The sequence below is a fragment of the Halomonas sp. DQ26W genome, assembly GCF_003339685.1.
GTDB lineage: Bacteria > Pseudomonadota > Gammaproteobacteria > Pseudomonadales > Halomonadaceae > Halomonas.
Window position 1 is genome coordinate 78,596 of sequence record NZ_QPKI01000013.1, and the last position, 14,726, is coordinate 93,321.

Below are 14,726 nucleotides of genomic sequence, written 5' to 3' on the forward strand. Positions count from 1 at the left end.
CCCTCAGTGTAACGGTTGTGTACGGTAGGTAAAAAGCTGCAGTAGACGGCTTAGGCTCTGCCCAAAAACTGGCTGCGCTCGGCCTACGGCGTTAAAAACCGGCTCAAAGTACTCATTTACACCCCGTAAACTCCGTTTTGGACTCGCGACATCCCTGTCGCTCGCTCTTCGAGCAGCGGAGCTGCCCAAATCGTCTATCCTGACGATTTGTCGCTGATTTTTGCCTTGTCTGGCCTTCGCTCGCCGCCTTTTCAGGATCAGTAGTGGTATCGCAGCTGGGCAATGAGCAAAGCGTCATCCGTGACTTTATAAACGATGCGGTGCTCTTCGTTAATTCGACGGGACCAGTAACCTGCGAGGCTATGTTTGAGGGGCTCCGGTTTGCCGACACCTTCGAACGGTTCTCGTTTGGTTTCCTTGATCAGCTTATTGATTCGGCTAAGGGTCTTTTTGTCCGTTTTCTGCCAGTACAGATAGTCTTCCCAGGCGTTCTCGGAGAAGATGAGTTTCATTCAAGAAGTCCCTTTTCCTGACCCCCACCTTGCTCCAGTTCGGCGACAGACTCCAGCAGACGCTGGGCATTCTTTGGTGCGCGCAGGAGGTAGGCGGTCTCTTGCAGCGCCTCGTAGTCCTCAAGAGAGATCATCACCACGGACTGCGACTTGCTACGGGTGATGATCACAGGAGAATGGTCTTCGCAGACCTGCTCCATGGTTTTCGCTAGATTGGTTCTTGCGGCTGTGTAGCTAATGGCATCCATAAGGCTGCTCCTGTACAAGATCTTGTCCCTGTACATAATGCCGTACTGAAAAGCGTTTGACAATCGGCCGTATAGCGGCCGATTTCCCGCCGCTCCCTCCCCGCCGCTTCCTCCCCGCTGCACTCCAATACCGCTTCCAGCCCCTTGAGATTGGGGGAGGGCGGCATAGGTTGTCAGTCTCCTTTGTAAGCCATTTCCTACACCGCTGTCGGCGAAGCCCCACAGATAACGGCTTTTGTCACTGGTATGCTCTCCGCGTTCGGCACGATTGACTAATAAACGAATAACAGTGGTATCTCCAAAGGAATCGCTGAACAAATCGTCGAGCGAAATGAAGCGCAACGCAGCGATTCGCTCGTGTAGGCATTTGTGCAGTGTTTCCCAAACGCAGGGAGGCGTAATGGCCAAGGCAAGCGGATTGCAATTCACCTTGACCCTACCCGGGGCCGAGGACGTGGCGGTCATCGAGTTCACCCACCGCGAGCAGCTCTCCGCGCCCTTCGAGCTGACGGTACGCTTCGCCAGCCGCGATCCCGATCTGAGTGCCGAGACTATCCTCGACCGCGAGGCCACGCTGACGATCTGGCAGGATGGCGAGGCGCTGCGCCGCATTCACGGGGTGGTGAGCGAGTTCGGCTGCGGCGATAGCGGCCACCGCCGTACCTTCTACCATGTGGTGATTTGCCCCGCGCTGTGGCGCCTGTCGCTGCGCCAGAACTCGCGTATCTTCCAGAACGTCTCGCCGCTTACCGTGCTCAACACCCTGTGCGATGAGCACGGCCTGAGCGACGTGGCCTTCGCCGCCACCCGCGAACCCGAGTCCCGGGAGTACCTGACCCAGTATCGCGAGACGGATCTCGCCTTCGTCCAGCGCCTCGCCGCCGAAGAGGGGTTGTTCTATTTCCACGAGTTCTTTGAGACTGGCGGTGAGACACCAAGCGCCGCCCACCGCCTGGTCTTCGCCGACGCGCCCCCGGTGCTGTCTCACCTGGGCGAGCGCAGCTACCACGGTCGTGCCGGCGGCACGCCGCCCCAGCGCCATGTGCGCAAGCTGCAGCAGCTCTCCCGGGTCGCCCCGGCCTCGGCCACGCTCAAGGACTACTCCTTCAAGAACCCCGCCTATTCCCAAATGCATGAGGCGCAGTTACACGCCCATATGGCCGATGGGCTTGAGGCGCACGGACAAAGAGCTGTCGTTGATAAAGGGTACGAACACTACGACTACCCCGGCCGCTACAAGGCCGACGCCTCCGGCGAGGCCTTCACCCGCATTCGCCTGGAAGCGCTGCGCCAGAACGCCAGCACCGCCGACGCCGAGAGCGACCTTCCCGAACTCGCCCCGGGCACCCGCTTCACCCTGACCGACCACGACCTCGACGAGCTCAACCATGACTGGCAGGTCATCCAGGTCGTCCACCACGGCACGCAGCCCCAGGCCCTGGAAGAGGACGGTATCGTTCAGGGAGATAGCTAGAACGAGGGGAGTGGTGGCCTGCAGGGGCGGGCAGGCTCGGAAGCCATGACCAAGTACCACAACGAACTGGTGCTCATGCCCGCCGACCTGACCTGGCGCCCCACGCCCAATGCCAGGCCCCGGGTCGACGGCCCGCAGGTCGCCTTCGTCGTCGGCCCCGAGGGCGAGGAGATCCACTGCGACGAGCATGGCCGGGTCAAGGTGCAGTTCCCCTGGGATCGCTATGCGGAACCCAACGAAACCGCCAGCGCCTGGATTCGTGTCAGCCAGGACTGGGCCGGCGGCGGCTACGGTAGCATCGCCATCCCGCGGATCGGGCACGAGGTGATCGTCAGCTACCTGGAGGGCGATCCGGACCAGCCGCTGATCACCGGGCGCACCTATCACGCCGTCAACACGCCACCCTATGAACTGCCGGCTCACAAGACCCGCACCGTGATCCGCACCCAGAGCCACCAGGGCGAAGGCTTCAATGAACTGCGCTTCGAGGACGAAGCCGAGGGCGAGCAGATCTGGCTGCACGCCCAGAAGGATCTGGAGCTGCTGACGAATCACAATCGCACCGAAGAGATCGGCAACGACAGCCACCTCACGGTGCACCGCAACCGGATCAGCGAGATCCACGCCGACGACCACCTGACCGTGCACGGTCAGCGCCACATCCAGGTCGACGGCGACGACCACCTGATCGTCGGCGCCACCCGCCACGAAAAGATCGCCCGTGCCCAGCTCACCGAAGCCGGGCAAGAGATCCACCACAAGGCCGGCAGCAAGACGGTCGTCGACGCCGGTGCCGAGATCACCCTCAAGGCCGGCGGCAACTTCATCAAGCTCGACCCCAGCGGCATTACCATCGTCGGCGCCCAGGTCAAGATCAACTCCGGCGGCAGCCCGGGTTCGGGGAGTGGGCAGGGGGCCGCGGCTGCCTTGTTGCCGGGGGCCGCGACACCGGAGGCGAGCGAGGACGTCACGCTCAAATCGGTCGGTGCCGGCCTGTTTTCTCAGCTAGGGAATCTGCTGGATCTCAATAACCTCGCCATACTCGATGGCCTGGCCAACCGCTGCGGTGCCTGTGAGCCCGCCGTGGGCAGCCCGGTCAACCCGCTTCTTGGGGCAAAGCTGCTGCCTGCCGAAACCGATTTTTCTCTGCCCGCACCGCGGCCCTTCGTCTTCAGCCGCGGTTACCTCTCCGTCAACGCCCGCATCGGCGTGCTCGGCCAGGGCTGGTCGATACCTGGCGATGGCCTCTCCCTCACCCTGCGAGATGACGCTTGCGTGATCCACGACGCCCAGGGCCGCGACATCACCTTCGGCCCTCTGGCGCCGGGACAGTCGCGCTACTCGCCCACCGAGCAGCTCTGGCTGCGGCGTGGCGGCGACCCGATTGAGGAGGGCCGGGATGACGAGAGCGTTCGCTGGCAGGCCCTGCCCGACACTCTACGCCACGACCCCCAGGCGATCGTGCTGAGCGACGCCGGTGGCCTCTATTACGTCTTCGCGCCAACCCCGGAGGCCGCGTCCACCACCTGGCACCTCAGCCAGGAGCTGGACCGCAACGGCTACGCCACCACCTATCGCTGGGAGAGCGACCTGTTGGTCCAGGTCGAGGACAGCGCCGGCCGCCACTACCGCTTCGAGTACGAGGCGTTGCTGCCTGCCAGCGAACAAGACAGCGGACAGCGCCTCAGTGGCGTTCGCCTGGTGCGTGAGGCCGACGGCAGCGCCCAGGACGACTGGCTGGTGCGCTATGCCTATGGCCCCGAAGGCGACCTGGCCAGCGTGCGCCACCGCCATGGCGAGGTCGTGCGCGAGTTCGAATGGCAGGATCACATGCTGACGGCCCACCGCGTGTCCGGCGGCATGGAAGCTCGCTACACCTGGGATCGGTATGCGCCGGAAGGCCGTGTCATCGCCCAGGAGGAGAGCGGCGGGCTGGCGCGCAGCTACGCCTATCATCCGGACCACACCCTGGTGAGCGACAGCCTCGGTCGGGAGGAGCGCTATCACTTTAGCGGCACGGGCCCCGGCCAACGCTGGACGGCCCATACTCGTGCCGACGGCTCGGTCATCCAATACCGCTACGATCACGCCGGACAGCGTATCGCCACCGTCGACCCGCTGGGCCGCGAGACCGTGCTTGAGCGCGACGAAGCAGGGCAGGTCACCGCCCAGGTGGGCCCTGACGGCAGCCGCTGGGCCATTACCCGCGACGCCCTGGGCCAGCCCATCGCCGTGGCCGGCCCGGACAATCTTCGCTGGCAGTTCGAGCGCGATGTGCGCGGCAACCTTATTCGCGCTACCGGCCCCGAGGGCACCACCGCTTTCGCCTTCGAGAACGCAGACCTGCCGGATCGACCCACCGCCGTCACCGATGCCGGCGGCAGTACCCGCCGACTCGAGTGGAGCGCGCTTGGCCAGCTCGCCGTCGAGACCGACTGCTCCGAGCAGTGCACCCGCTACGAGTACGACAGCCGCGGTCATCTGCTTGCCGTGATCAACGCTCTGGGTGAGACCACCCGCACCACTCACGACGAGATGGGACGGCGTATCGCTACCCAACTGCCCGACGGCAGCCGCTGGAACCATCACCACGACCTTCAGGGCAGGTTCGTCGAGCAGGAGGGCCCCCAAGGCTATCGCCAGCAGTTCCACTTCGATGCCCACGGCCGCCCCGTGCTGCGTATCGACGCCGACGGTGGCCGTGAGCACTACGCCTACGACGAAGCCGGACGGCTCAGCGAACTCATCCTGGCCAACGGTCCCAGTTACCGCTTCGCCTACGACGAGATGGACCGCCTCGTCAGTGAGACTGCCCCGGACGGCCGCGAGCAGCGCTACGCCTATGATGCCGCCGACCAGCTGATCGAGCGTACCGAAGTCAGCCGGCACGGCCTCGACGGGCAATCGCTCGCCATTCGTTATGACTACGACGCCAGTGGCCGCCTGACCGCTCGCCATCTGCCGGCCACCGAGCACGCCCCGGCCAGCACCGAGCGCTACCAATGGCGTGCCGACGGCCAGCTTGGCAGTGTCGGCAATGCCCAGGGCGAGGTGACCTTCGCCTACGACGGCGCGGGGCGTCCCATCGGCGAACACCAGCGCCACCATTCCATTGGCGATGACGCCGCCTGGCAGTGGCAGCACCAGCAGCGGCTCACTGCCACCGGCGCGCCTCAGGCCAGCCACTACGGCGAGCTGCCGGAACTTGCCTGGCACACCTATGGCAGCGGCCACCTGCACGGCCTCAGCGCGCCCGGGCTTGGCCTCGAACTCGCCCTCGAGCCCGACGCCCTGCACCGCGAGATCCAGCGTCGCCTGAGCAGTGCCGGTCAGCCCCAGCCGCTGATCCTCGAACGCGGCTATACCGAACTCGGTCAACTGGACCGCCTCAGCCTGCGCGGCCCCGGCAGCGCCCAGAACGAGCAGCACTACCTCTACGACGCCCTCGGCCGGCTCAGCTTCCGCAGCTCCGGGCAGGGCAGTACCAGCCCGATCATTGCCTATACCTACGACCCGGCCGGGCGGCTGATCGCCAGCCAGCACGGCGACCGAGCCCACCGCTACCCGGTGGACGCCGCCGGCAACCGGTTGAACGCGCAGCCAGGTGAACCCGCACGCCCGAACGCCGCCAACCAGCTCAGCGAGCTCGACGGCAGACTCTATCGCTTCGATGGTGCCGGCAACCTGATCGAACGCGAACAGCCCAATGGCGAACGCCTCAGCCTCGGCTACGACGGCGCCAACCGTCTGGTGCAGCTGACACGCACCAGCGCCGCAGGCACCACCCGCGAAGCCAGCTACCGCTACGACGCCCTGGGCCGACGCTTCGCCAAGACGGTACGCCACGAAAACGGCACTACCGCTACCACCCACTACGGCTGGGACGGCGACCGGCTCGTGCACGAAGCAACAGATCACCAGCGCACCACCGTGGTCTACGAACCCGGCAGCTTCGTGCCGATGCTGCGCATCGACCAGAACTCGCAGGGCCGCATGGTCAGCGCCTATGTCACCGACGCCTTGGGCACGCCGATGCAACTCGTCACACCCAAGGGCGAGACCCTATGGCAGGCCCAGCCCGACGACTGGGCCGCCGTCAGAAATGAGCGCGGCAACACGCCACAACCGATCCGCTTCCAAGGCCAGTGGCAGGACGAAGAGAGTGGCCTCTACTACAACCGCCACCGCTACTACGACCCGCAGCAGGGGCGGTACATCAACCAGGATCCGATTGGGTTGGCTGGGGGGAGTAACCTTTACCAATATGCCGCAGCCCCTAATGTGGAGGTAGACCCTCTCGGGCTCAGAGGGGTTTATGGTCTGGGGGGTGGGCCTTACAGCCAATCCAATATGGTGAGAAGGGCGGCAGCCCCTCAAGAACCAAAGAGTAAAACTGTTGCTGCGGGGCTGGATGCAGGAGGAGAGGTATTTGGTGGGGTATTTGGAACTTCATTGTCGTCGGGGGGGCAAATTGATTCAAGCGGAAATTTATGCTCAGTAACAACTACCTGTATGAAGTTCGGTCTTGGGGCTTATGCCGGCGCTGGATTCACAGGGGGAGCATCTATCAATGATTCCGTAGAAACAGGTGTCTCGGAGAGTTGGGGGTTCTTTCTGCAAGGCGGTACAGGGACTGCAGCGGGTGCTTCTTTAAATTTCGGTGAAGGCAGTGTTGGCGGGGCAAAAGGCTTTATGGGGGTAGGTGGAGGTGGAGCTGCAGGGGTTCAATTCTGCCGCATGTCTACCGTATGCAGCGAGAGTTCAAATGAAAGTGAATAATAGCATAAAAAAAGAGACCATCATAACCGGCATGGCTTTTATAGCGATGATACTGGGGTTTAATCTAGCGGCGGCTGGTTTTGAGAAGTTTGGCAAGCTGGTAGTTCTAGTCAGCATTTTAACTGGGATAACCTTCATCGTCATCGGCAACATAAAATTTTGGTTTGGTAAGAAGCCGCAAGATGACGCCGACTATGAGAATGATAAAAGTGAGCTATAAACACCGTCTCATCAGGGCTCGCCAACCTCTACAGCGCCTGAGAGCCCCCCCCCTAGCAAGCTGATCTATGAGCGTGACCGCCAAGGCTACACCACCACCTATACCGGGAGGCCAATCGGTGAGCAGCAACATCACTACGCCAGCCGAGAGGGCATCTAAGAAGTCGCCGCCTGTGGCAGTGGCAACACCAGCACACCCTTTACGGACTTATAGCTCCGGTGCTGACAACACCACTACCGGCGCGCCTCAGGTCAGCCGCTACGTTGAGCTGCCCGAGCTCACCTACGAGCCGGGCAGCTTCGTGCCCATGCTGCGGATCGATGAAACTCAGAGCGAGAGTGATGGTGAATAACGCATCAGCGCTTACGTTATCGACGCCTTGGGCACGCCGATGCAACTCGTCACACCCAGGGGTGACGCCCTCTGTCGGGCCCAGCCCGACGACTGGGCAGCGGTAACGAAAGAGCAGGGCAGTACAGTGCAACCGATCCGCTTCCAAGGTCAGTGGCACGACGAGGAATCGGGGCTTTACTACAACCGGCACCGCTGCTACGACCCGCAGCGGGGGCTTTTAATCATTAAGGAGAGAGCGTGATTTTAAGATTTTTTATTGGCTCACTGTACCTTATGGGGCAGCATCGATACGCAATATTGAAAGGCATTTCCTTGCCATCATTTATCTATCTGGCCCTTCAGGCTGTTATTTATGGTCTGTCCAATGCAGGGCCTTTATACAACGATCTCGGCTTGTTGTTGCATATCCCTTTCTCCCTTGCCGAAATGGCAATTGTGACAATTATTTCCATAAGTGCTATGCGAACTGTGCTATTGGATGAAAGGCCAGAAGTGTTTCGATTTTCCAAGCGAGAGCTCAGGTTTTTTCTTTATTATATAGGGTTCTTGATTGTATGGCTCATGCCAAGCATGTTTATTGGTGTGTCATCGGCCCTTGTTTTCCATAGTATTTGGTTGGTTTTTATCCCATTAATGTTTTTCCTGGTGGGTGTATTTTTTACACTAAGGTTGTCGTTGGTTTTTGTAGGCGTGGCGATTGATAAAAAAATCTCGTTGAGAGATTCCTACGGCATGACCCATAGAGCTCAGTGGGCGCTATTCATTTCGCTTGCAATATACAGTGCTTTGTTTTTTATGTTTTATTATTTATGGGGGCTTGCTGCCGGTTTGATAGAGTCTGAAAGCTTAAATCCAATATCGTTTTTTCTGGTTTTTCCGCTGCTGGATATATTCGTATATGTTCTTATATCTATTGTTCTAGCCGTTTTGTATTCCGAGGCTTATCAGCCAGCGGTCAACGAAACAAGTGCAACACAAACATCGTTGTGACTGTACAGTGTGTACAGTAACGGTATGCACCTGACACTAAGCCCCCGAGCCAGCGGCTGGCTCAGGGGCTTTCCGTTTCTACCCCGTGATCACTTCGCCGCCAATGCCACGCCCACCTTCGAGCGATTCGGCCGGCCGACAGTTTGGGTGATCCAGGTGCCGGTGTCGGCGAGTGCCTCGAGGTCGATGCCGGTTTCGATGCCGAGGCCGTTGAGCAGGTAGACGACGTCTTCGCTGGCGACGTTGCCGGAGGCGCCCTTGGCGTAGGGGCAGCCACCGAGGCCGGCGACGGAGCTGTCCACCACGCTGATGCCTTCTTCCAGCACGGCGTAGAGGTTGGCGAGTGCCTGGCCGTAGGTGTCGTGGAAGTGGGCAGCGAGCTTGTCCATGGGGATATCACGGCTCACGGCTTCGATCATGCACTTGGCGGCGAACGGGGTGCCCACGCCGATGGTATCGCCCAGCGAGACTTCGTAGCAGCCCATGTCATAGAGCGCTTTGGAGACTTTGGCCACCTTGGCCGGGGCGATCTCGCCTTCGTAGGGGCAGCCGAGCACGCAGGAGACGTAGCCGCGCACGCGGACGTTGGCCTGTTTGGCTCGCTCCAACACTGGGATGAAGCGCTCGAGAGATTCGGCGACGGAGCAGTTGATGTTCTTCTGCGAGAAGGCCTCGCTGGCTGCACCGAATACTGCCACTTCCTCTACGCCGCATTCCAGTGCCGCTTCCAGCCCCTTGAGGTTGGGGGTGAGGGCGGCGTAGGTCACGCCTTCGCGGCGCTTGAGGCCGGTCATCACGTCGCGGTGGTCGGCCATCTGCGGCACCCACTTGGGGGAGACGAAGCTGGCGGCTTCGATATAGCCGATGCCGGCGGCGCCCAGGCGTTCGATCAGTTCCAGCTTGGTGGTCGTGTCGATCGGGTTGGGTTCGTTTTGCAGTCCGTCGCGGGGGCCAACCTCGACCAGGCGCACGGATTTGGGGAATGTCATGGCGGTGTCTCCAGCAGTGGCTGTTGATTCGGGAGGCCTGCGGCCTCCAGTCGCGATGGGGACCAGCGCTCCTACAGCTGCCTTTTCTTGCCATATCAGGCAATTGCTACCTTGTCGGAGCAGCTTTAGCTCGCGACTGGCGCCGCTAGGCGCCTTGGCGGAGGCTGCCGGCGTTGGCGCTTATCACCGACGCCGGACAACACCGCCGGGAGGCCTTCGGCCTCCAGTCGCGATGCAGAGCAGCGCTCCTACAGTTTCATTTCTTCTGTTGCGGTTGATTCGGGAGGCCTGCGGCCTCCCTTTTTTTACTCGTCGGCGGCGAATTCGAGCAGTACGTCGCCTTGGCCAACGGTGTCGCCGCCCTGGAAGTGGAAGTTTTCCACGTGGCCGTCGGCGGGGGCGGTCATGGTGTGTTCCATCTTCATAGCTTCCATGACCATCAGCGGCATGCCTTTCTCGACGCGCTGGCCGGGTTCGACGAGCAGTGCCACTACGGTGCCGTGCATGGGGGCGGTGAGAGTCGATTCGGCTTCGTGGTGGCCGTGGTCGATTGCGTCGATACGGCGCCAGAACAGCCGGGTTTCGCCGCGCGGGTCGACCATGACGACGACGTTGCCGTCGCGCCGAGCCTGCAGGCGGCGACGGTGGCCGTTGAGGGTCACGGCGACGGCGTCGCCGGCCAGCGGTTGCAGGCTGGCGGTGAGGGTCTCGCCGCGTATGGTCAGGGTCCACAGGGCGTCGCCGCTGTGGCGTGTGCCGTCGACCACCACCACGCTGTCGGCATCTTCGCTGGCCTGCACATGAACAGGGTCGCAAAGGGCGATGCGGATGCTGTGCGGGGCGTTGAGGCGGAAGCCGTCGTGGCGGTCCCAGGGGGAGTCGCTTTCGCACTCCCGGGCGAGCTGGTTGAGGCCCACCAGGGCGGCGCCGGCGTACTCTTCGATGCTGTACTGCTTGGGCGCGAACAGCGTGGCTTCATTGCGCTCGATGAAGCGTGTGTCGAGATCGCAGGCCTTGAATGCCGGGTGGGTCGCCAGGCGCTGCAGGAAGGCGCGGTTGGTCACCACGCCCTGCACGTCGAGTGCTGCCAGCGCACGGTTGAGGGTGGCCAGGGCCTGGTCGCGGTCGTCGCCGTGGACGATCAGCTTTGCCAGCATCGGGTCGTAGTGCATGGAAACGGCATCGCCGGTCTCCACGCCGCTGTCCAAACGTACCCGTTCGGGATCCAGGCCGGCGCCTTCCAGGTCCATGGCGAACTGGGTCAGCAGGCCGGTAGCGGGCAGGAAATCCTGGTCGGGATCTTCGGCGTAGAGCCGTGCCTCGAAGCTGTGGCCGGTGATGGTCAGCTCGTCCTGGGTGCAGGGCAGGGCTTCGCCCATGGCCACGCGCAGCTGCCACTCGACCAGGTCCTGGCCGGTGATCATCTCGGTGACGGGGTGTTCCACCTGCAGGCGGGTATTCATCTCCATGAAGAAGAAGGAGCCATCCGCATCCAGCAGGAACTCGACAGTGCCGGCGCCGACGTAGCCGATCTCCTTGGCGGCGCGCACGGCGGCATCGCCCATCTCGCGGCGCAGTTCTGCGGTCATGCCGGGGGCGGGGGCTTCCTCGAGCACTTTCTGGTGGCGGCGCTGTACGGAGCAGTCGCGCTCGAATAGGTAGACGCCGTTGCCGTGGCTGTCGCAGAACACCTGGACCTCGACGTGGCGCGGCTGGGTCAGGTACTTCTCGATCAGCATGCGGGTGTCGCCGAAGGCGGCCTGGGACTCACGGCGGCAGCCGTCCAGCGCGGCCTGGAATTCACTGCCGGATTCGACCACGCGCATGCCCTTGCCGCCGCCGCCGGCGCTGGCCTTGAGCAGCACCGGGTAGCCGATCTTGTCGGCCTCGGTCTTGAGCAGGGCGTCGTCCTGGTCGTTGCCGTGGTAGCCCGGCACCAGCGGTACGCCGGCATCAAACATGCGCGCCTTGGCGGCGGACTTGTCGCCCATGGCGGCAATCGCCGAGGCGGGCGGGCCGACGAAGACGATGCCGGACTTGTCCAGCGCTTCGACGAAGCCGCCGTTCTCGGAGAGAAAGCCGTAACCGGGGTGGATGGCGCCGGCGCCGGTGCGCTTGGCGGCTTCTACCACGGCTTCGACCTTGAGATAGCTGTCGCGGGCCGCCGCCGGGCCCAGGCGCACGGCCTCGTCGGCCTCGCGCACGTGGCGGGCGCTGGCGTCGGCGTCGGAATAGACGGCCACGGTGCGCAGGCCCATGGCGCGGGCGGTGCGCATGACGCGGCAGGCGATCTCGCCGCGGTTGGCCACCAGCAGGGTATCAAACTGACGGGTACGGGTGTTCGGTGTCTGGCTCATGAGCGTCGCTCCGTGTCGGCTGACGTCTTGGTTGAAGCGGCGGTGTCGTCGACCCAGGCGGGGCGGCGCTTCTCGAAGAAACTGGCGAGTCCTTCCTGACCCTCCCGGCTTACGCGCAGCTCGCTGATCACGCCACAGGTGTGCTCGCGGGTGGCCTTGCTGTCGGGCTCGCGGGCTACCTCGAAGAGCAGCGCCTTGGTGGCGCGCTGGGCCTGGGGCGAGCCGCCGAGCAGGGTATCGATCATGGCTTCGACGGCCGCGTCCAGCTCGTCAAGACCAACCACCTGGTGGCTAAGGCCGAGCGATAGGCTGGTGGCGGCATCGACCACTTCGGCGGACAGCGCGAAGCGGCGCATCTGGCGCGGCCCGATGGCACGCTGCACGTAGGGGCTGATCACCGCGGGCGACAGGCCGATCTTGACCTCGGAGAGGCAGAACTTGGCCTTGTCGGAGGCGATGACGATGTCGCAGCAGGCGGCCAGGCCCACGGCGCCGCCGAAGGCCGCACCCTGCACGCGGCAGAGGGTGGGGCAGGGCAGGGTGTCGAGGCGGTGCATCAGTTGCGAGAGCTTGCGCGAATCGGCCAGGTTGCCCTCGAAGTCGTACTCGACCATGCGCTTCATCCAGTTCAGGTCGGCGCCTGCGGAGAAGTTCTTGCCCTCGGAGCCCAGCACCACCACGCGTACGTGGCCATGGTGGGCGTCGTCGTGGAGCCTGTCGAGATGCGCATTGAGCTCGGCGATCAGGTTGTCGTCGAAGGCGTTATGCACCTCGGGACGGTTCAGCGTCAGCCGGGCGACGCCGCGTTCGTCGATCTTCAACTGGGAATAGGTGTCGTTTGATGACATGTCAGTACCCTTGATTCGTCTCTGTAGGGGACGGTTCGGTATTCCGGCTCTGCTGCGCGACGGCGGTTGTCCTGCTTTCGATTTGATTCGATTCGCACTGGTGCCGCCGTCGCGAGCAAAAGCGGCTCCTACAGAAAACCTACATCCGGAACACGCCGAAGCGAGTTTCTTGTACTTCCGCGTTCATCGCCGCGGCCAGCGACAGGCCCAGCACGTCGCGGGTCTGGGCAGGATCGATCACACCGTCGTCCCACAGCCGGGCACTGGCGTAGTAGGGGTGACCCTGGTGCTCGTACTGGTCACGGGTGGGTGCCTTGAAAGCTTCTTCGTCCTCGGCCGACCACTCGCGACCTTCGCGCTCGTGCTGGTCGCGCTTGACCTGGGCCAGCACACCGGCGGCCTGTTCGCCGCCCATCACCGAGATGCGCGCATTGGGCCACATGAACAGCAGGTTGGGGTCGTAGGCGCGGCCGCACATGCCGTAGTTGCCGGCGCCGAAGCTGCCGCCGATCAGCACGGTGAACTTGGGTACCTTGGCGCAGGCCACGGCGGTAACAAGCTTGGCGCCGTGCTTGGCGATGCCTTCGTGCTCGTACTTCGAACCAACCATGAAGCCGGTGATGTTCTGCAGGAAAATCAGCGGGATCTTGCGCTGGGCGCATAGCTCGATGAAGTGCGCGCCCTTGACCGCGGATTCGGAGAACAGCACGCCGTTGTTGGCAACGATGCCCACCGGGTAGCCATGGATGTGGGCGAAGCCGGTTACCAGGGTGTCGCCGTAGTAGCGCTTGAACTCGTCGAAGTCGGAATCGTCGACGATGCGGGCAATCACCTCGCGCACGTCGTAGGGCTTCTTGAGGTCGGTGCCGACGATGCCGTAGAGCTCTGCCGGGTCGAGCCGCGGCGGCTTGGGCGCCTGCATGGCGAGCTGGCCGCGCTTCTGCCAGTTGAGTCGTGAAATGCAGCCACGCGCCAGCTGTAGGGCGTGGGCGTCGTTCTCGGCGTAGTGGTCGGCCACGCCACTCACCTTGCAGTGCACGTCGGCGCCGCCCAGATCCTCGGCGCTGATGCTCTCGCCGGTAGCGGCCTTCACCAGCGGCGGCCCACCCAGGAAGATGGTGCCCTGCTCCTTGACGATGATCGACTCGTCGGCCATGGCCGGCACGTAGGCGCCGCCGGCGGTGCATGAGCCCATCACCACGGCGATCTGAGGGATGCCTTCGGCAGAGAGGGTGGCCTGGTTGTAGAAGATGCGGCCGAAGTGGTCGCGGTCGGGGAACACCTCGTCCTGGCTGGGCAGGTGGGCGCCGCCGGAGTCGACCAGGTAGATGCACGGCAGGCGGTGCTTGCGGGCGATCTCCTGGGCGCGGATGTGCTTCTTCACCGTCATCGGGAAATAAGTGCCGCCCTTGACCGTGGCGTCGTTGGCGACGATCACGCACTCCACGCCGGAAACGCGGCCGATGCCGGTGACCACCCCGGCGGCGGGAATCGGACTGTCATAGGTTTCGTGGGCCGCCAGCGCCGAGAACTCAAGAAAGGGCGAGCCTTCGTCGAGCAGATGGTCGATGCGGTTGCGCACGAACAGCTTGCCGCGTGACTCGTGGCGGGTACGGGCCTTCTCGCCGCCGCCCTGGCTGATCGCCGAGGTCAGCTCGCGGAGTTTCATGACCTCGTGGCGCATCGACGCCTCGTTGGCCTGGAAGACATCGCTGCGTGGATTGATCTGGGTGTTCAGGATACTCATGGAAAGATCCTTGCTGTTCGTCTTCGAAGCAGGGTAGTGCTTCGTGGGCGGTGCGTCTTTGGTGGTTCTGTTCTGCAGGAGCCACCTACCTTGTTGGAGCGCTGCTCCGCATCGCGACTGGCGCCGCCAGGTGCCTCGGCGGAGGCTGCCACGTTGGCGGTGTTGCTAGCCTTGGCAACGCCGCCGGGAGTCCTTCGGCCTCCAGTCG

At 63.1% G+C, this 14,726-nt stretch carries 11 protein-coding genes and 1 pseudogene; 6 read left to right on the top strand and 6 right to left on the bottom strand.

The features are described 5' to 3' along the window. Window positions 1–257: 257 nt before the first annotated feature. Window positions 258–512 carry a Txe/YoeB family addiction module toxin gene (locus DU490_RS08950; RefSeq protein ID WP_114573961.1) on the bottom strand — a complete coding sequence of 85 codons (255 nt, stop codon included), beginning with the start codon at window positions 510–512 and terminating at the stop codon, window positions 258–260. Next, window positions 509–760, bottom strand: coding sequence for a type II toxin-antitoxin system Phd/YefM family antitoxin (locus DU490_RS08955; protein ID WP_114573973.1), 252 nt, complete (start codon window positions 758–760; stop codon window positions 509–511). The genes DU490_RS08950 and DU490_RS08955 overlap by 4 nt, the downstream gene beginning before the upstream one ends. Before the next feature lie 400 nt (window positions 761–1,160). Between DU490_RS08955 and DU490_RS08960 the strand changes: the two are divergent. The 6 genes and pseudogenes from DU490_RS08960 to DU490_RS08995 form a co-directional block, all read left to right on the top strand. Continuing rightward, window positions 1,161–3,203, top strand: a pseudogene (locus tag DU490_RS08960) (type VI secretion system Vgr family protein); the annotation flags it as partial. Between the two features lie 114 nt (window positions 3,204–3,317). Continuing rightward, complete coding sequence (locus tag DU490_RS17445) at window positions 3,318–7,013, top strand: RHS repeat-associated core domain-containing protein (RefSeq protein ID WP_258801546.1); 3,696 nt, start codon at window positions 3,318–3,320, stop codon at window positions 7,011–7,013. Beyond that, window positions 7,000–7,233 (top strand): hypothetical protein, encoded by a 234-nt coding sequence (locus tag DU490_RS08985; RefSeq protein ID WP_114573962.1) that lies wholly within the window; start codon window positions 7,000–7,002, stop codon window positions 7,231–7,233. The genes DU490_RS17445 and DU490_RS08985 overlap by 14 nt, the downstream gene beginning before the upstream one ends. Before the next feature lie 118 nt (window positions 7,234–7,351). Continuing rightward, a complete protein-coding gene (locus tag DU490_RS16995) occupies window positions 7,352–7,585 on the top strand; it encodes a hypothetical protein (protein WP_147270453.1) in 234 nt (77 codons plus the stop codon). Window positions 7,586–7,624: 39 nt separating this feature from the next. Further along, complete coding sequence (locus DU490_RS08990) at window positions 7,625–7,828, top strand: RHS repeat-associated core domain-containing protein (RefSeq protein ID WP_114573963.1); 204 nt, start codon at window positions 7,625–7,627, stop codon at window positions 7,826–7,828. Continuing rightward, window positions 7,825–8,577 carry a hypothetical protein gene (locus DU490_RS08995; protein WP_114573964.1) on the top strand — a complete coding sequence of 251 codons (753 nt, stop codon included), beginning with the start codon at window positions 7,825–7,827 and terminating at the stop codon, window positions 8,575–8,577. The genes DU490_RS08990 and DU490_RS08995 overlap by 4 nt, the downstream gene beginning before the upstream one ends. 89 nt (window positions 8,578–8,666) lie before the next feature. On the opposite strand, the gene DU490_RS09000 is transcribed toward DU490_RS08995, so the two are convergent. The 4 genes from DU490_RS09000 to DU490_RS09015 form a co-directional block, all read right to left on the bottom strand. Next, complete coding sequence (locus DU490_RS09000; protein WP_114573965.1) at window positions 8,667–9,566, bottom strand: hydroxymethylglutaryl-CoA lyase; 900 nt, start codon at window positions 9,564–9,566, stop codon at window positions 8,667–8,669. A gap of 305 nt (window positions 9,567–9,871) precedes the next feature. Then, window positions 9,872–11,923 carry an acetyl/propionyl/methylcrotonyl-CoA carboxylase subunit alpha gene (locus tag DU490_RS09005; RefSeq protein ID WP_114573966.1) on the bottom strand — a complete coding sequence of 684 codons (2,052 nt, stop codon included), beginning with the start codon at window positions 11,921–11,923 and terminating at the stop codon, window positions 9,872–9,874. After that, on the bottom strand, window positions 11,920–12,771 hold the full coding sequence (locus tag DU490_RS09010) for an enoyl-CoA hydratase/isomerase family protein (RefSeq protein WP_114573967.1): 852 nt from the start codon (window positions 12,769–12,771) through the stop codon (window positions 11,920–11,922). The genes DU490_RS09005 and DU490_RS09010 overlap by 4 nt, the downstream gene beginning before the upstream one ends. A 139-nt stretch (window positions 12,772–12,910) precedes the next feature. Beyond that, window positions 12,911–14,518, bottom strand: a complete 1,608-nt coding sequence (locus tag DU490_RS09015) for a carboxyl transferase domain-containing protein (protein WP_114573968.1) — start codon at window positions 14,516–14,518, stop codon at window positions 12,911–12,913. Window positions 14,519–14,726 lie beyond the last annotated feature (208 nt).